The organism is Nitrosomonas eutropha (assembly GCF_900116685.1).
GTDB classification, from domain to species: domain Bacteria; phylum Pseudomonadota; class Gammaproteobacteria; order Burkholderiales; family Nitrosomonadaceae; genus Nitrosomonas; species Nitrosomonas eutropha_A.
Genome location: NZ_FPBL01000012.1, coordinates 22,865 through 40,876, shown reverse-complemented (window position 1 = coordinate 40,876; position 18,012 = coordinate 22,865). Strand labels below are relative to the sequence as shown.

18 protein-coding genes are annotated in these 18,012 nt (G+C 44.1%); 10 read left to right on the top strand and 8 right to left on the bottom strand.

Annotation, left to right across the window (positions count from 1 at the left end; genetic code table 11):
• Positions 1-281 precede the first annotated feature (281 nt).
• The 7 genes from BM331_RS10130 to BM331_RS10100 all read left to right on the top strand — a co-directional run bounded on the left by BM331_RS10130 (position 282) and on the right by BM331_RS10100 (position 8,141).
• A complete protein-coding gene (locus BM331_RS10130) occupies positions 282-713 on the top strand; it encodes a copper resistance CopC family protein (protein WP_074929300.1) in 432 nt (143 codons plus the stop codon).
• Positions 714-718: 5 nt separating this feature from the next.
• Positions 719-2,863, top strand: coding sequence for a CopD family protein (locus BM331_RS10125; RefSeq protein ID WP_074929298.1), 2,145 nt, complete (start codon positions 719-721; stop codon positions 2,861-2,863).
• 112 nt (positions 2,864-2,975) lie between these two features.
• Positions 2,976-3,512 (top strand): hypothetical protein, encoded by a 537-nt coding sequence (locus BM331_RS10120; protein ID WP_074929297.1) that lies wholly within the window; start codon positions 2,976-2,978, stop codon positions 3,510-3,512.
• A gap of 512 nt (positions 3,513-4,024) precedes the next feature.
• Positions 4,025-5,722 carry an ATP-binding cassette domain-containing protein gene (locus BM331_RS10115; RefSeq protein ID WP_074929295.1) on the top strand — a complete coding sequence of 566 codons (1,698 nt, stop codon included), beginning with the start codon at positions 4,025-4,027 and terminating at the stop codon, positions 5,720-5,722.
• Positions 5,723-5,818: 96 nt separating this feature from the next.
• The gene (locus BM331_RS10110; protein ID WP_074929293.1) at positions 5,819-6,355 is read left to right on the top strand and encodes a septation protein A; all 537 of its coding nucleotides are present in this window, start codon (positions 5,819-5,821) and stop codon (positions 6,353-6,355) included.
• A gap of 24 nt (positions 6,356-6,379) precedes the next feature.
• Entirely contained in the window at positions 6,380-7,510 is a 1,131-nt protein-coding gene (gene mutY / locus BM331_RS10105; RefSeq protein ID WP_074929305.1) for an A/G-specific adenine glycosylase, read from the top strand.
• Positions 7,503-8,141 (top strand): 5-formyltetrahydrofolate cyclo-ligase, encoded by a 639-nt coding sequence (locus tag BM331_RS10100; protein ID WP_074929291.1) that lies wholly within the window; start codon positions 7,503-7,505, stop codon positions 8,139-8,141. The genes mutY and BM331_RS10100 overlap by 8 nt, the downstream gene beginning before the upstream one ends.
• A 44-nt stretch (positions 8,142-8,185) precedes the next feature.
• Here BM331_RS10100 and BM331_RS10095 read toward each other — a convergent pair whose 3' ends face one another.
• The 8 genes from BM331_RS10095 to lptC all read right to left on the bottom strand — a co-directional run bounded on the left by BM331_RS10095 (position 8,186) and on the right by lptC (position 14,616).
• Positions 8,186-8,800, bottom strand: a complete 615-nt coding sequence (locus tag BM331_RS10095; protein ID WP_074929289.1) for a flavin prenyltransferase UbiX — start codon at positions 8,798-8,800, stop codon at positions 8,186-8,188.
• Between the two features lie 194 nt (positions 8,801-8,994).
• Complete coding sequence (hprK, locus tag BM331_RS10090) at positions 8,995-9,966, bottom strand: HPr(Ser) kinase/phosphatase (RefSeq protein ID WP_074929287.1); 972 nt, start codon at positions 9,964-9,966, stop codon at positions 8,995-8,997.
• On the bottom strand, positions 9,953-10,423 hold the full coding sequence (locus BM331_RS10085; RefSeq protein ID WP_074929285.1) for a PTS sugar transporter subunit IIA: 471 nt from the start codon (positions 10,421-10,423) through the stop codon (positions 9,953-9,955). Before BM331_RS10085 ends, hprK begins: the two co-directional genes overlap by 14 nt.
• 238 nt (positions 10,424-10,661) lie before the next feature.
• Positions 10,662-10,997, bottom strand: coding sequence for a ribosome hibernation-promoting factor, HPF/YfiA family (gene hpf / locus BM331_RS10080; protein ID WP_074929283.1), 336 nt, complete (start codon positions 10,995-10,997; stop codon positions 10,662-10,664).
• Between the two features lie 174 nt (positions 10,998-11,171).
• Positions 11,172-12,635, bottom strand: coding sequence for an RNA polymerase factor sigma-54 (locus tag BM331_RS10075; RefSeq protein ID WP_074929281.1), 1,464 nt, complete (start codon positions 12,633-12,635; stop codon positions 11,172-11,174).
• Between the two features lie 5 nt (positions 12,636-12,640).
• Positions 12,641-13,363, bottom strand: a complete 723-nt coding sequence (gene lptB / locus BM331_RS10070) for an LPS export ABC transporter ATP-binding protein (protein ID WP_074929279.1) — start codon at positions 13,361-13,363, stop codon at positions 12,641-12,643.
• A gap of 50 nt (positions 13,364-13,413) precedes the next feature.
• Entirely contained in the window at positions 13,414-13,965 is a 552-nt protein-coding gene (lptA, locus tag BM331_RS10065) for a lipopolysaccharide transport periplasmic protein LptA (protein WP_074929277.1), read from the bottom strand.
• A gap of 69 nt (positions 13,966-14,034) precedes the next feature.
• Positions 14,035-14,616: an LPS export ABC transporter periplasmic protein LptC gene (gene lptC / locus BM331_RS10060; protein WP_074929275.1), complete on the bottom strand. Its 582-nt coding sequence runs from the start codon at positions 14,614-14,616 to the stop codon at positions 14,035-14,037.
• A 290-nt stretch (positions 14,617-14,906) separates the two neighbouring features.
• Between lptC and nadA the strand changes: the two genes are divergently transcribed.
• From nadA to clsB, 3 genes are all read left to right on the top strand, one after another.
• Positions 14,907-16,010, top strand: coding sequence for a quinolinate synthase NadA (nadA, locus tag BM331_RS10055; RefSeq protein WP_074929273.1), 1,104 nt, complete (start codon positions 14,907-14,909; stop codon positions 16,008-16,010).
• A gap of 71 nt (positions 16,011-16,081) precedes the next feature.
• Positions 16,082-16,843, top strand: coding sequence for an endonuclease/exonuclease/phosphatase family protein (locus BM331_RS10050; protein WP_074929303.1), 762 nt, complete (start codon positions 16,082-16,084; stop codon positions 16,841-16,843).
• The gene (gene clsB, locus BM331_RS10045; protein WP_074929271.1) at positions 16,840-17,997 is read left to right on the top strand and encodes a cardiolipin synthase ClsB; all 1,158 of its coding nucleotides are present in this window, start codon (positions 16,840-16,842) and stop codon (positions 17,995-17,997) included. The genes BM331_RS10050 and clsB overlap by 4 nt, the downstream gene beginning before the upstream one ends.
• Positions 17,998-18,012 lie beyond the last annotated feature (15 nt).

The window sequence follows — 18,012 nt, the reverse complement described above, 5'->3', positions numbered from 1 at the left end:
GGGTAAAATCAAGTTGAATATGTTCCTCTGGCCTTTATTGATCGTTATTATAGGTGCCGGATACTTCTTCTTCTCAAAAAGTAAAAAAGAAAAAAATACATAAAAAATACTGATTAAATTAATGAACTCTGGGTTGCCACGTCGTGATGCCTCCCATGATGGCGGAAAAGTCGGCATCTCCTAGAAGGATCATTTACGCAACGATACCAAAGTAAGTTTTTGTTCGGTGGAACAATAATCCTTGTTCATATATTTGTCTTTATTATTAATAGGATGGCGACATGATAAAAAATAATCATTTTAAATTTATTATGATAAAACTAGCTACTACGGTAAAGATAAGTACTGTAATTCTAGGATTTGGATTAGTAACTCTACTAGTATCTCCCAATGCTGTGTTTGCACATGCTGAGCTGGTTAAAGCTGAGCCTGCACGCAGGGCTACCCTTGCTGCTTCTCCTAAACAAGTCAGACTATGGTTCAATGAAGAAATTGAAGCAGACTATGCTTCACTTTCTCTACTTGATGCGGATAATAATATCTTAACGGAAGAGAAACCTATGGCACATCCGGACGATTCAAAATCTATTTATTTGGAGCTACCAGAATTGGCAGGAGGTCAGTATACGGTTAAGTTCCGGGTGTTATCAGTAGATGGGCACGTGCTGGATTCGGAATATAAATTTACCGTTAAGGACAATAAGACTAAATAACAACAATGGAAGTTGTTGCGATATTTGCCCGCTGGTCACAGCTTGTTGCTAATCTGATATTGCTTGGCAGCTGTACTTATCTGGCAATCGCGGGCGCAAGGAAAGAATTATTCGGTAATTTTTGGGTTTTACGTCTAGAAAAATTATTTCCGTTGCTGGCTTGTATAGTTTTAATTGGTCTTATGGGAGTTTTGGCAACAACTACGGGAAAAGCAACGGGGATTGAATCAAATGTATGGAGGCCAGATGCATGGATAAAAATTGTCCAACATACCAATATGGGGCACATGTGGGCGGTACGTGCGGTATCAGCTTTGTTTTTGCTGGGTGCCGCTACATTTATCTCGTTAAAACGTGAGCGGGTAAGATGGCATTACGTCATGATTGCAAGCTTGGCATCTTTGCCTTTGATAGCTTCTGCTATGGTAAGTCATGCTGGTTCAGACGAGAATTTCTTGTTTTATGTTCCTGTTTATGCCATTCATATTTTGATGGCTGGAGTGTGGTTTGGTGCGTTGCCAGCATTTTTGTTTATTGTTTTTGATCGGCGTAATTGTCAGGAAAAGGGCACTCAACTAGTTTTGAATGTAGAAAGCCTTAAGAAGTTTTCTTTCATTGCTCTGCCTGTTATGGCTGTAATTATATTGACAGGTCTGATTCTGACAGATCGAATGGTTGAGAATTATTATCATGCACTGGTTGCGAGCACTTATGGTTGGGCATTGATCATCAAAATTTCTTTATTGGTGATTATTTTATTGATAGCTTTCCAGGCACGATCAAAATGGCTTCCTTCATTCGAAAGAGTTTGTGATTCGATTGATTCCTCCGGGCTTGAAAAGGAAAATGAAAGGAAAAATTTTCCACTTTCAAAATCAATGCATAAAACTACTCAGGCAGGAAATCATGGTTATGATGGGAATTTTTCTAGTGTTGGCGTAGAGAAATTAAGAAAATGGGTTCGAATTGAATTTGTATTTGCACTGCTACTTGTATTATTTGCAACAATTCTTTCCAACACCATGCCTGCTAAGCATGCAATGGTGGAGAATTGGCCTTATTCATTCCGTTTTACAATAGACGGAACCTTGGGTGCCGGAACATGGGAAGATCCAAGTGTTCAGTTTTTTCTGATATTAGGAATAATTTTATTTATTGCAACAATTGGTTCATTCTTGTCAGGGATAAAAAAAGGCAGGAGTTCCAGAAAGCATAATACAGTGACGATGGTATTAGCATTAGGTTGTGTAGCTGTTGCGTTACCTCAGTTCGCTGTTGATGCATATACTGAAACGTATCGAGATCCACCTGTTCCATTTGATGTAATTTCAATTTCAAATGGTTCGGCCCATTTTTCTGAGTTTTGCTCAAGTTGTCATGGGCCTCAAGGAAGGGGTAATGGTATTCTTGCTAAAACCTTACCGAGGATGCCTACAGATTTACTTACTGATTTATATACGTCGAGACATACTGCCGGTGATTTTTTTCATTGGATAAGTCATGGCATTGAAGAAGCAGGTATGCCGGGCTTTTCTGAAAGCCTGGCGGAAGAAGATCGTTGGGATATTGTTAATTATATTCAAGCAATGTCGAGTGGTTATCAGATAAGGTGGCTGGGCTCTACTGCTGCTTCACATAAACTTTCAGCGATACCACCTGATTTTCAGTTTACGACCTATACCAACGCTACTGGTACTCTTAAAGAATATCGACAACATCAAAATATTTTGCTGGCGTTCTTTAACTGGCCCACTTCTTTAGAAAGATTGAAAGAGTTAAGCGAAAATTACGAAAAATTTAAAAACTTAAATACTGTTATACTCGCTATTCCTTTAGATGAATACAGTGCAACAGCAATAGCTGACTTTGCTGTCAATAGCTCTATTGAAGTAGTAAGGGATGGATGGTATGAAATAAGAGACAGTTATATTTTATATAGGCGAACTCTTAAAGATCCTGATATTCTAGGAGAAGGTAATATCCCGGATCATATGGAGTTTCTTGTTGATTGGTCTGGCTATTTTCGTGCGCGCTGGATACCTTCGCTGGACCAATCTGGTTGGGGCAACTTAGCGTTACTTACAGATCAACTTCAACAACTTAATCAGGAAAAGGAGATATTGCCACAGTCGCATAATCATGCACATTAACTTTGCCAAGAGAAGCTTCAGGAAAAAGGGTTTTAGTTGATCTATTTAAGTAGGTTTAATAATAAAATTGTAGGGCTTGTAGAGCAATTTTTAACTGTGAGGGGGAGTGGTAATGAAAAAATTTCTAGTTGGTATTATCTTTTCTAGTTTAGTTATTTTATTGACAGGTTCAGCGTGGGCACATTCAAGTGAAGATATAAAAGTAGCAAAAGGAGCACATGGCGGGCAAGTTCTCGCGTCAGGACCGTATCACTTTGAATTGTTAGCTAAGGATGGTGAATTACGTCTATATATTACTGATCAAAACGATCGTGATCAAATCCTTTCTAAAGGCGGATCAGCAAAAGCAAATGTTTTTGATAAAGATGGAAACAAGGTTTCAATACAACTGACGCCTATATTTGCAAATTTCATGAAAGGAACAGGTGATTTTAAAATTACTCCTGAAAAGGTAATATCTGTTTTCGTAGTACCAGAGCACAATAAAACATATACTGCTCGATTTACATCGTTAGTTCAAGGAGCGTCTGCTGATGCTAAAGAAGGGGCACATGAACATCATCATGGAGATACTGAGAGTGAAAATGCCACTGAGCAGGAGCCCGAATCTTCTCCTGAACAGGATGAGAGCAATACCGAAGAAGATTGAGAATACTATCACTCATACTAAAATTCTAACTTAGAATTAAAAAGTGAGAAAAAGCAGGGTAATTTAAATTATCCTGCTTTTTCTGTATTTTTAGCTCGAATTATCTTTGGTGACTGTTACTCACGCGAGCTTTACTCGGTTCTTACTGTGCCCCCATCTTTGCAAAACCTACGATAACACCGCATGTTTTCTAGTAGATATTATTGAATTATTCGCTAATTTGAAGCAACCTCCTATATCATAAAATGGAAGTTTGGTTGGTATTACGATAGGCAGTTAGTCTTTAAGGTCAATTGGGAAGCCAAAGTTTTTCTGTGAGTATTATCTAAATTCTATCCGTAGCATCCTACTTAATTCAATTATCAGTTGAGCGAATTTTTATTTATAGTAATCGAACCATACTGAATAATTGGCGTTATTCCAAATATTATCCGATGTTTGTTACTATCAGCATCATCGTGATTTGATATAGTTTTACTCGTTCGCTGATTCCATCATCTTACCCTCGTGCAATGCCAGATAAGCGGCTAGTGATTCAAATTGAGCTGTTGAAGCGCTTTTTAACCTGGGATGGATCCCACTGGACATCCTTTATAATAATCATTGCTGTTGGTGGATTGGCTGCTTTCTCAGCTTCATTGATTCCATTGATAGTAGGGCAATTATTTACTCAAATATTACCCGGGGGTAACCGGCAGTTATTGCAATCACTTCCTTTGATATTGGTGGTGCTTCTGTTAACAATCGTTATCGCCAGCTGGTCAGGATATTATGTGATTCATCGCTTGCTTGACGGGCTCATACTGAATATACGCGTGGAGATATTCAGGAAATTACTGATATTACCGCCTGCTTGTTCCGATCTTCCTGCTAATACAATTTCCTTATACTTCTTCGAATCCATAGAAAAGTTATATCGCAATACTATTTCGCTTGGAATCTGTTTATATAGAGATTCCCTGGTTGCAATCGGATTGTTTTCAGTAATGATCTGGCTGAATCCGGATATATCATTGTTGATGCTGACAGTGCTGGCTGCAGCGCTTTTTATCAGGCAGATATTTTATGCAAATACTTATCAGCGAAGTATGCTGGATCAAGAACAACATGAAGTTTCCAGAGTGATATCCAAAACACTGCGACATAGTAGAGTTATCTTCTTGGATAAGGGCTATAAACAAGAGGTTGAGCATATTCGGAATATGTTCAAACAATTACAACGTACTTTACTGAGGCAGATTTGTCAGACAGGATTGCTGGAATTATTGGCCTCCATTTTCCTGATGGGGATATTTGCAGGGTTTCTTTATTATTTTTTACAACAACTTATTCTGAACCAATTAACTGTGGAGGATGCCGTTGCGTTTTTTACGGCGGGGCTGATGCTTGTTTTCCCATTGAAGCGATTGTCTCGTATCAATTTGTTACTGCAACAATGTAATGAAGCATTGCACTTTATTTTTTCATTGTTGGATCGAGATTCTGAAACGACTGTTGAAGATACTTATACTGCCCGGATTGAACGTGCCAAGGGTAAGCTGCAGCTTGAGAGTGTCAGTTATAAGGATTATCAGAAAAAAACCTGGCTACCCTGCTTTAACCTTAAAATTGCTCCTGGAAAGAAAATTGTATTAATAAGTTATGATACTCGTATTAATAAACTATTTGCCGATCTTATTTGTGGTTTCGAACAACCATCAACCGGCAGAATTTTGCTGGATGATAAAGATATTAATCAGATAAGCCATGCTGAATTATGTGGCAATATCGCCTGGATTACTCCAGATGAAGATCTTTTAACTGATACGGTTGCAGCAAATATTGCCTACGGTAGTTTACGTTGCAGTAAGGAGATAGCGATTACTACAGCAGCACATGCTAGTCAGGCAATGGAATTTATCTGTAAGCTGCCACATGGTCTGCAAACGAAGCTCAAAAAATGTAACGTTGTGCTTTCCGATGACCAGCGTCAGCGTATTTTTATTGCTCGTGCACTATTGAAGAATCCAAGTATTATCATTTTGGATGAGAGTTCCGCCTGTTTTGATACCGATAGTGCTGCCTTGATGCGCGCGTTGCACCTATTGCTCGATAGCCATACGACTCTGATCCTTTCGTCGCGTCCTGTAATGCTTGGCCTTGCCGATCAGCAGTTAGATCTCGGCAATTTGAATGCACTATCCACGGCCAACCTGACTTCAGTCAGATAGCGTCTATTTCTGATGATGTTGCATTAAGATAAATATGTCACTGGTACAACGAGAACTATAAATATGACTATATTGGCAACACTAGAGGTATTTTGAATGAAATTTCTTTTTGACCTTTTTCCAATAATCCTGTTTTTTGCTACTTACAAAATTTACGGTATCTATAGCGCGACCACAGTTGCTATTGTTGCTACTTTCGCACAAATTGGCTGGGTGTGGCTGCGCCATCGTAAGGTTGACAATATGCTATGGGTGAGCCTTGCAATCATCGTCGTTTTTGGTGGTGCAACACTGATCTTGCAGGATGAGACTTTTATTAAATGGAAACCTACCGTGCTCTACTGGTTATTTGCAGTCATTCTTTTTCTGGCACACAAAGGATTCAGAAAGAATCTGATCCAGACTATGATGAAAGATCAGATCAAGTTACCTGAACCGGCTTGGATCAGGCTCAATACCAGCTGGTCGGTTTTTTTTGGTGCAATGGGAGCCATTAATCTTTACGTTGCCTATAACTATTCGACCGATACCTGGGTAAATTTCAAATTGTTTGGCTTCATGGGACTGATGTTTATCTTTATTATCCTACAGGCTCTTCTGTTGGGAAAATACATGGAGAAAAATGATGACTAGAAAATATGATGTACCGCTAAATTGTTGATTCAACAGGCAACCAGACGGCCTCAGATTTCAGCTGCTGAACCAGATTTTTTCGCTGACAGATTGATCTGCTGGCAGCTCGCATACGGGCGACATTCTCTACCATGGCAGGGTATCAGCGATCCATATGCTATATGGATATCCGAGATAATGCTGCAACAAACACAAGTCAGCACGGTTATTCCATATTACGAGCGTTTTATGACTGTTTTCCCAAATATTGCACCACTTGCCAGCGCGCCGGTTGAAGAAGTGCTCACGCTATGGAGTGGTTTGGGTTATTACTCACGTGGGCGTAATCTGCACCGGGCAGCACGTATGATAATAGAGCAGTATGATGGTGTATTTCCGCAGGATACCGCTACACTTCAACGATTACCGGGGATCGGTCGTTCTACCGCCGCGGCCATTGCTGCTTTTGCGTTTGGTAAGCGCTGCACGATTCTTGACGGCAACGTCAAGCGTATTTTGATCCGTTACTTCGGTGTCAACGGGCACCCGGGCGAAAGAATGATTGAAGAACAGTTGTGGCAATTGGCGGAAGGTCTGTTGCCTGTTGAAGAAGATCATAAAACCATAGCATCCTATACCCAGGCATTAATGGATCTTGGAGCGCTGGTCTGTGTGCGTACCCAACCGCGTTGCGAACATTGCCCGCTACAGGTGGATTGCTATGCGTATCAGAATGATCTGACAGCTGTTCTGCCTGTTTCCAGGCCCAGGAAAACGCTTCCTGTCAAAGAAATTGTACATTTGATCCTCCTGGATCAAGGGCAGATTTTGCTGAAGAAGCGACCAGTTCCCGGTATTTGGGGTGGATTGTGGTGTTTCCCAGAAACTTCCATCGATCAGGACAGTGTTGATTACTGTAAAAAGAATTTACATCTACAGGTGATAAAATTTGCCGAGCTTCCTCATTTGCAACATACGTTCACTCATTTTAAATTGACTATTCAGCCACAACTGCTGCGATCAATAATGTATTTGCCCGAATGTGAAGAAAATAGCAAGGAAAATGACTGTCTTTGGGTGACGATCGATGAGGCTTTGCAACGGGCAATACCCGCTCCTGTCAGAAAATTGTTGTTAATGACCCAGTCCTTATTCCAATCTTTTATTCATGAGTAACGTAACTTCCCGGCACTGGAAACAACAGCAGCGTACTCGTCTGCGCGAATTACGCCAGCAGATCCCGGCAGTACAGCGCGCGCTCTGGAACGATGCAATTACCGCTGCACTGACACAAGGTTTTCCCATCCTTAAGAATCAGCGGATTGGTTTTTATTGGCCACATCAGGGTGAATATGACCCGGTACCAGCCATGACAGACTTGAGAACACGTGGTGCTACTCTTGCCTTACCAGAGGTAATTGGTAAAGAGGAGCCACTCAGGTTCATCGAATGGTGGCCGGGAGCTCCAATGAAAAAGGATATTTACGGAATACCGCTTCCTGACAATACCCGGGAAATAACTGTTGACAGTATTATCATTCCACTGCTTGGCTTTGATGAGCAAGGTTATCGTCTTGGCTATGGCAGCGGTTATTTTGATCGCACACTCGCAACGATGAATCCGCGTCCGCTCGCTATTGGTGTGGTATTTGAGATGCTGCGCTTGCCAACGATTCATCCACAGCAACATGACATTCCAATGGATTATATTGTGACTGAACAATCCATTTTATGCAGAACAGATGCTGGCCTTGTACCACTGGCAGTGGCCGATTGTGCAGCCAAAAATAGTTTTATCGGGGATTAGCCGGCTTTGTTTCTGACGGAGTAAGTCAAAAAAGAGTTTTTGACTTACTCATCATCCCCCCAACGGGGCATCAAGGTATGTGTTACACCGAGCTGATCAAGTACACGTGCGACGATGAAATCAACGATGTCCTGAATGTTTTCAGGCAGATGGTAAAAACCGGGGTTGGCGGGAAGTATCGTCGCACCGCTGCGTGCGAGCTTTAGCATATTTTCCAGATGGATAACTGAGAAAGGCGTTTCCCGGGCGACCAGAATGAGTTTACGCTGCTCTTTCAGCATGACATCTGCCGCACGTTCTATCAGTTTTTGTCCCAAACCGGCTGCCACAGCGGATAGGGTGCCCATAGTACAGGGGCAGATTACCATGGCATCAGCGGGGTTGGAGCCGGAAGCGACCGGTGCAAACCATTCCTCCCGACCAAAAACCCTGAGCAAGCCTGGTTCAACATTAAAATAGCCATTCAGGAAAGTTTCTGTTTCTTTGGGACGAGGGGATAGCGTCAGGGCCATTTCCTGCTGTGCCACAATTTGGGCTGCTTGGGAATAAAGCAAATAAACCCGATGACCTTGCTGCAGAAGTATTTCCAGCAGACGAATTCCATACGGCATACCAGACGCGCCAGTCAGGGCAACCGTAATTATTTTCTTTTCACTCATATTTTTCCGGAGAAGATTCTGAAGAGTGGCTGTCTGACTGTATTGTGCCGAAATCGGGTTTAAAGTACACAGTTACTGCCTGTAAATTATATATTTTTTGTCTGATTCCACTTTGCCGTGATCTGTTCTTTTCCTAGGGCTTTCATAATAGAGATGGCTGTAGAGGTAAGATGGTTATATGGCAGATTCTCGCCTCACTCGGTATGAGGATCGTCGAAGTGTTCCGTAGTGTTCCCATTCATTTCTGATTCATGGCGACGGACAAATTCCTGGGTACTGTCGATCCCCCGTAGTTGCAAAATATAATTCCGGACTGCTGCTTCTACCAATACCGCCAGATTACGGCCAGCAGCAACCGGAATAGTCACCTTGCGGATACTGACATTCAGAATAATTTCGTTGAGGTTACTCAGTGGCAGTCGTTCATAAGCATTAGTACTACTGCCAACAGTTTTTTCAAGCTGTACAATCAGCTTCATATTTTTATGTCGCCGAATTGCAGTTTCTCCGAATATGGTACGAATATTCAGTAATCCCAGTCCGCGTACTTCGAGAAAATCACGCAGCAGTGGCGGACACTTGCCTTCCAGCGTTTCAGGACCAATGCGGCGTAATTCGACGACATCATCCGCGACCAGGCCATGTCCACGGCTGATAAGCTCCAGAGCCAGCTCACTTTTACCAACGCCACTCTCTCCAGTGATCATGACACCCATTCCGAGCACATCCAGCAACACGCCATGCCGACTGATAACAGGTGCTAGCACCCGTACAAGATAGGTTTGTAATCCCCAGATAATTTCAAGACTGGCAATTTCCGAACGAATCAACGGGATAGATTGTTCATTTACGAACTGTTTGATGGAATACGGGATTGGCGCATCGTCTGCTACGATCAGGCAGGCCAGTTGACTTCTGGCCAGTTGATTCAATCTTTTTTGCAGGGAAAAATCATCAAGCTGTTCAAGATATTTGACGGATGTCTGGTTCAGAACCTGTATCCAGTTGGGGTGAACGAAGTTGAGATGACCGATCAGTTCCTGTGTTGAGCTGGTGATCAGGTGATTCTCAAGCTGCCTGTCTATAATGGGAGGTGATTCACCCCATTGCAGGGATAGCTTTTCCTTATTTTCTTCAAACAGCTGTGTGACGCTAACCTGAGACATGTTCAGGAGTCCACTCAGAGATAAGCTGATGAATTTCTTTTGCATCCCGACCGTGGAGCAGTTTTTCGCGGAAGCTTTTATTACTGAACATTTGTGCCAGTTCGCTCAGTATCATCAAGTGCTGATCTGTTGCCTTTTCCGGTACCAGTAGGATGCAGGCAATGCTGACAGGCTGGCCGTCCGGAGCATCGAAAGGTATGGCCTCTTTCATTCTGACCAGCGCTGCAGCCGCTTCGCGCAGTCCCTTGATCCGGCCATGCGGGATGGCGACTCCCTGACCAAGCCCGGTTGACCCGAGTTTCTCACGTGCGAACAAGCTGTCAAAAACCTGACTGCGCGCAATATGCAGAGTATTTTCAAATAATAGACCAACCTGCTCAAATACACGCTTCTTGCTGGTCACATCCAGATCAATAATAATGTTGGATTCCGGCAATAATTGAGTAATGAGATTCATGGAGATTCAAACCACTTTAGGAAATTAGGCGGTGTTTTCTTCTTATCGGAAACGGGACTGCTTTTCATGCCGCTGGTTGTCATGTGCCCGAGCTTGCTGATGTTCTGCAGGCCAGCTTTTCTGCCTCGTGGGCAACATGGCTATAGTTGGCTGTTGATCAGGTGCAGTCCCGTTTTTTATGATTCTTCTGGCATCGCTGCCGCAGTCTTTACAGATATATGAGGAGAAGTGGACGGGTTTATTCGGGCTGTTCAAATTCCTGATCTTTCAGCCCACCCTGATCGTTGCGCTGTCTAATATTTTTTTCCTTATGCTTAAGGATTTGGCGGGCCAGCTTATCTGCCAGACTATCAATTGAGGCATACATATCGGTACCATCGGCCTCGACAAAAATCTCTCTACCCGGCAAGTGAACCGTAGCTTCAGCCTTTTGTTTGAGTTTATCCACGGAAAGAGTCACATTGATAGTCATAATATTGTCAAAGTGGCGTGTACTCCTCTCAATTTTGGACGTAACGTAGTCACGTATGGCAGGTGTGATTTCCACGTGATTACCGGTGAGATTCAAATTCATTATTTCTCCTTATATGAGAGAGTCGTGTTCAAGGGTACCATGGAAAGCCCTGAAAGTATCTGCCTGGCTATGCTGAGTTGAAATCGCGTTTAAAGCGCACATATGTCATTTGTAAACTGCGCTTTTTCACCTTGATTTACTTCATAGTAATCAGCCGATTTTTTCAGAATTTTCCTAGGGCATTTTACGTAAATTAGTCGGGGGAATATGCATGAACTCCCGATATTTTGCAACAGTACGGCGAGCAACAACAATACCCTGTTGTGCGAGTATTTGTGAAACCTGACTGTCATTAAGCGGCTTTTTGCGATCTTCATTCTGGATCAATTGCTTAATAAGTCCACGAATAGCTATGGCTGAATGTGCTTCACCCGTTTCAGCGGGAATGTGGCTTCCAAAGAAATATTTGAGCTCAAAGATACCGTGTGGTGTCCACATATACTTCTGGGTTGTGATACGAGAAATGGTTGATTCGTGTAATCCAAGAACTTCGGCAATTTCACGCATGACAAGGGGGCGCACAGCTGTTTCGCCATGCTCCAGGAATGCCTGCTGGCAATCAATAATCGCTTGACTGACCCGGAGTATGGTAACCATGCGCTGGTCGATATTTCTGATCAGCCAGCGGGCTTCTTTCAGTTGCTCCATGAGTGGCCGGGTTGCCTCATTACGATTTTGCTTCAGAATGTCGGCATATAAATGGTTAACACGCACACGCGGAGCTGAATCGGAATTGAGCTGTGCCACCCAGCCTTTAACTGATTTGGTCACAATCACATCAGGAATGACATAACGTGCTGTTGTTGCGCTGAAATCATCACCAGGCTTGGGGTTGAGTTGAGTGATCAATTGGTAGACTGACTGTAAACAGGCTTCATCACAGCCAAGAACTTTCCTGAGCAATGGGAAGTTTTTGGCAGCAACACTTTCCAGGTGCTCATTGACCAGTTTGAGTGCTTCCGTCCGTAGTGGTGTTGTATCCGGTAATGCTGAAAGCTGTATAGACAGACACTCCCGCAGATTGCGCGCCCCCACGCCGGGTGGATCCAGTTGCTGAATATAAGCAAGAGCTGACTTCAGGTCTGTGGTGCTGATTTCCAGTTCAGCCGGAAGTAACTTGGCAAGCTCTTCCAGATCCTGAGTAAGATAACCATCATCATCCAGACTATCCACCAGCAGTTCAGTAATTTTCTTTTTTCGCTCACAACGCTGCCTCAAGCTGATTTGCATGAGCAGGTGTTCACGCAAGCTGACGGGTTTGCTAACCAGGCGGGAATAGTCCTGGTCGTATTCCTCATCACTCTGTCTGCGCGTGTCGAAAAAAGATTCCTGATCTGAATACGATGAGTTATCTGACCAGTCGTCCAGAATTTCCGTGTTTTCTCTGATATCCCGGGACTCATCGGTTTCAGCTGTGGCAGACAAATCTGATGATGCTAATGAGGAATCTCGTCCTTCGGTTTCGAATTCTTCTTGGTTGATTCCTTCATCCAGCTCAAGCAAAGGGTTTTCCTGGACAATACGTGAGATTTCCTGGTTGAGTTCAAGTGCAGATAGTTGGAGCAGCTGAATTGACTGTTTCAGTTGCGGTGTCAGTGTAAGGCCGGTAGAAAGCTTGAGTTGCAGAGTCGGCTTCATATTTTTCAGAGCCTGAAATGCTCCCCCAGATAAACTTCCCGGACACGTCCGTCATTGATGATTTCAGCAGGAGCTCCACTGGCAAGCACTGTTCCTTCACTGATGATATAAGCACGATCACAAATCCCCAGTGTTTCCCGCACATTATGATCCGTGATGAGTACACCAATTCCGCGTGATTTGAGAAAACCTATGACTCTCTGGATATCCATAACAGCAATCGGATCTACACCAGCGAAAGGTTCGTCCAGCAGGATGAAGCGCGGCTGGGATGCCAGCGCTCGTGCAATTTCCACCCGCCTGCGTTCGCCACCCGATAGGCTCATACCCAAGCTTTCGCGCAGATGACCGATATGCAGGTCATGTAACAATCCGTCCAGATGCCGCTGTATTTCATCTTTCTGAAAATGTTGTAATTCCAGTACTGCAAGAATGTTTTCCTCGACTGAGAGCCGACGGAAAACTGATGCCTCCTGGGGAAGATAGCTTAATCCCAACCGGGCGCGCTGATGAATCGGCAGCTGGCTTAGATTGTGTTCATCCAGAAATATTTCCCCTCCGTTCAATGGAACCAGTCCAACCACCATGTAGAAGCAGGTGGTTTTACCTGCACCATTGGGGCCAAGCAGACCGACAACCTCGCCGCTGCGAACAGAGAAAGATACATCCATCACGACGGTGCGTGATTGATATTTTTTTTTCAGATTTTCAGCTCTCAATTCACTCATACATAATCCAGATTGGCTGGTATACAGTGGTAATACGTTTTTTGATAGTTTTATTTTTCTGTTTCTGCGCCAGGTTGTTTCGCTTTTGGTTGAATCACGGCGCGTACCCTGTGATCGGAATTTTTATCATTTTCCGGTTGAGGTTGGCCAGATACCTGAAAAAAGTCGCTGGTAATATCGTAGGAAATATAATCTCCTTCTACTTCATCGGTGCCACGTTTCAGTCGCGCGCTTCCAAATAACTCTATTTTGTCGGTTTTGTTGTCATATTCTGCGCGTCGGCTCCACGCCTCAACGTACTCGTCAACACCATCACGCTTTTGACGATAACTGACCAGATTGCCATAAGCTGTAGCGTGCCGGTAGCCCGCGCTGTCCTCCTTCATCACAACTTTATCCGCACGAAGAATAAGCGTTCCCTGGATCAATATGACATTCCCGGTAAATATGCTGGTGCGAAATTCCCCTTTCTGCTTGTAATCTTCGACAGTTGCGCGATCGGCTTCCAGATGAATCGGCTTGTCGCGATCTGCGCGTTCAGCCAGGGTAATGGCTGAGAAAAACACGAGAAACAAGCTTAGGAACATATATTGAAATTGCATAAACCGATAGATATAGAAAGTAAAATAAGAAAACCAGAAGAATCAAGATTCGTGTTGGTGTGGCATCCTTTAGCGGGATGAGCGTGGCGTACGTTCGTCATGTGCTTTGACCCGGGATTGCATCAAAATCTCACCGGTCTGATTATTCATGAACAATCCCACCGCGTTGAGAACACTGTTCATTCTGATCACGGTAACTGGTCGATCGGTTTTGGCGATATCAGTATCCGGAATAAGGTGCAAAAAATCAGTCAGCATAGTTACCTTGTCTTTGTCCAGATCCCCTCCCCTGATAATAAAAACATTTTCAGTTAGGAAAATATCATCTCCGTCTTTAGTCAGCTCAGCCCGATCAGAAGTCACCCTGAGCAGCGGTTTATCCGGTTCTATGCTGGTAAAGCGTACATGCTCCAGCTGCGTTATATCTTCTGTCGAATAGTGGGTCAGCTTGTCAGCCGAGAAAAAACGGTTTTGTTCTAATTCATGGTTGACCTGTATTCCTTCAAGATTTTCAATGATGTAGTCTACCTCTTGTTGCAAATCGTTGTTCTGTTGCAGGCGTGGATGCTGCAGGACGCTGTCCAGCCAGAGAGTAAGCAGAAGCAAAGCAATCAGCCATACGGACGGTCTTGAAAATAATGAACGTGTCATGTTAAAACATGTTACGCACTGACTTGATGATGAGTATGAATCGTTTTTCCGGTCATTCTCGATCAAACGGTATAGTTAGAGATAGGCAATGCGCTGTTAATGCGCTGTTTTTCGGGATTATAGCAGAGCTACTTTTTTACAAGGGTTGTAGCATTCAGAACCAGGTATCTTTGTTTTCGGCAGGGATTGGGTGGATCTACAAACAAGTCTTTTAACTTGCACTTTTTACTTGAATAAGTATCTTAATGTGATTATGGTCGTATTTCACGATAAATAAAGCTGGATTGATTATGCAAGCAAACGCAATCGATTTCGAGAATTACGAATTACTGCAAGATGAAGTATGTACGCAACGGATCGTTGCAGCCAAACAAAAGCTGGGAAAGCGCGCCATTATATTGGCACATCACTACCAACGTGCAGATGTTTACCGACATGCTGATTTGACCGGAGACTCGCTTAAACTTTCTTACCTTGCCGCACAGACGGATGCTGATTTTATGGTGTTTTGCGGGGTGCACTTCATGGCAGAGGTAGCGGATATTCTTTCCAGCCCTGAACAAACCGTCATCCTGCCTGATCTTTCCGCAGGTTGCTCCATGGCAGATATGGCTAATCTCACCAAGGTAGAACGTGCTTGGCGTGAACTGGCAGAAGTACTCGACCCGGATGAGAGGGTGACACCAGTCACCTATATCAATTCCAGTGCTGATCTGAAGGCCTTTTGCGGACAACATGGTGGTATCGTTTGTACTTCCAGTAATGCTGTAAAGATTCTGCAATGGGCATTTGATCGACGTGAAAAAGTACTGTTTTTCCCTGATCAGCATCTGGGCCGTTGGAGCGGATACAAGATGGGGCTATCGCCGGATGAAATGCAGGTGTGGGATTTTGATGAGCCCATGGGTGGGTTGACACCGGAACAGATTGAAAAAGCCAAAATCCTGTTATGGAAAGGGCATTGTTCCGTTCACCAAATGTTTCAGCCGCAGCATATCCTTCGCTTTCGCAACCAGTATCCGGATGGATTGGTTATTTCACATCCGGAATGCAGCTTTGAGGTGTGTAAGGCATCTAATTTTGTTGGATCGACCGAGTACATCATCAATACCATCCGGGCAGCGAAAGCCGGTACTCGCTGGCTGGTCGGAACGGAGTTGAATCTGGTTGGTCGCATCGCCGAGGAGTTCAAGTCCGAAGGCAAAATCATTCAGTTTATGTCGCCGATGGTGTGTATGTGTTCGACTATGGCGCGGATCGATCCGCAGCACTTGGCCTGGTCGCTTGAAAATCTGGTTGAGGGCCACGTCGTGGTTAATCAGATTAGCGTGCCGGAACCACAGGCTGGTCTGGCCAGGCTGACGCTCGAAAAAATGCTTGAAGTCTCGAAATAATGTCGATGGTGAAACTACCGGTTTCGTCTGCGGATAGTGACAGAGTTGCTTCTTTGCCAGGGGATGAGGCAATGCGTGAATCTAATCGGACATTACATATCGCCACTTATAACATTCACAAAGGGCTGTCATTTTTTAATCAGCGTGTGATATTGCATGAATTGCGTGACTATTTGCGTAGCCTGAATGTTGATATCATTTTTTTGCAAGAGGTGATCGGGGAGCATACGCTGCACGCCAGCCGCTTCCAGGATTGGCCGAAAGATGCTCAGTATGAATTTCTGGCAGATGCAGTGTGGTCGGATTTTGCTTATGGAAAGAATGCAGTTTATAACCATGGCCATCACGGCAATGCTATTCTCAGCCGCTTTCCTATATCAAGCTGGGAGAATGAAGATATTTCGGCACATCGATTTGAAAGTCGCGGATTGTTACATTGCGAGTTGACCATTCCCGGATGGAAAGATGCGTTGCATTGTATTTGTGTGCATCTGGGGCTGTTTAAGCGCGGAAGATATCAACAGCTGGAAGCTATAGAGCGACGCATCCGGCAACTGGTGCCGCCTGATGCACCGCTCGTACTCGCGGGAGATTTTAATGACTGGCGTGGTGTGGCGAATCAGGCTTTGGCTAATCGCTTGAATCTGGTTGAGGTTTTTCAGCATACGCAGGGTAAGGCGGCGCGCAGCTTTCCTTCTGTTTTGCCGTTACTGCGTCTGGATAGAATTTATATCCGTGGTTTTCAGGTAAAAAATGCCCGGATTTTTCATAATCGCCCCTGGTCCAGAATTTCAGACCATGCCGCGTTGTCGGCTCAGATTATGCGTAAATGAGTTTGCCTGATTTTGTCGAAGGAAATCGTATAACACTATTGCATTCTGGCACGGAATATTTCCCGGTGCTGGAGTCGGCCATTGATTCGGCCAGACAGGAAATTTATCTCGAAACTTATATTTTTCAGTACGATGCAACTGGTATCCGGATTGCTGAGGCGCTTAAACGGGCAGCACAACGCGGGGTAGCTGTCCATCTGCTGATTGATGGATTTGGCTCGCTCGGCCTGTCCGGGAAAGTAATTCGGGAAATGCTGTCAGCAGGTGTGCGAGTACTGATATATCGGCAGGAATTTTTTTCATTCCGGCTCAAGCGCTCCCGCTTGCGTCGTATGCATCGCAAACTGGCGGTTATGGATGCCAGTGTGGCATTTGTGGGAGGGATCAATATTGTCGATGATTGCTACGAACCTGATGCGTTATTTCCACGATTCGATTATGCTATTCAAATTATTGGTCCATTACTGGAAAAAATTCATGCTGCAACAAGACATCTGTGGATGTTGGTTGCGTGGGTTTATTTCAAAAAGCGCTGGACAAATTATTCATCTGTTATAAGTAATAATCTGCCGGCAGGTCATCAGCGTGCATCGTTGGTTATTCGGGATAACCTACGTAACCGACATAGCATTGAGCGTTGTTATCTCAGGGCAATAGCGGTTGCTCGCAAGGAAATTATTATTGCTAGTGCCTATTTTCTTCCCGGAAAGAATTTTCGGCAGGCGCTGATCAAGGCTGCACAGCGTGGTGTCTCGGTTATCCTTCTGTTACAGGGGAAATCGGAATATCGCTTGCAACATTATGCCATGCATGCTTTGTATGGCCACCTGCTGGATGCCGGTATCCGTATCTACGAGTACCGGCGAGGGTATCTGCACGCCAAAGTGGCAGTTATCGACAATTCCTGGTCTACTGTTGGTTCTTCCAATATTGATCCGTTCAGTTTATTACTGGCACGCGAGGCCAATGTCATTATCTTGGATCGGATATTTGCAGCGGGATTACAGGGCAGTCTACAACAGGCATTGGGAGTCTCTTATCCGGTGTTACAGCGTTCCTGGAGAGACCGGTCGCGAATTAAACGTTCACTGAACTGGATATGCTATTACTTTATCCGGATTGTGTGGGGGTTGCTGGGGTACCGTCGGGACTAAGAACCTGTTCAAGAT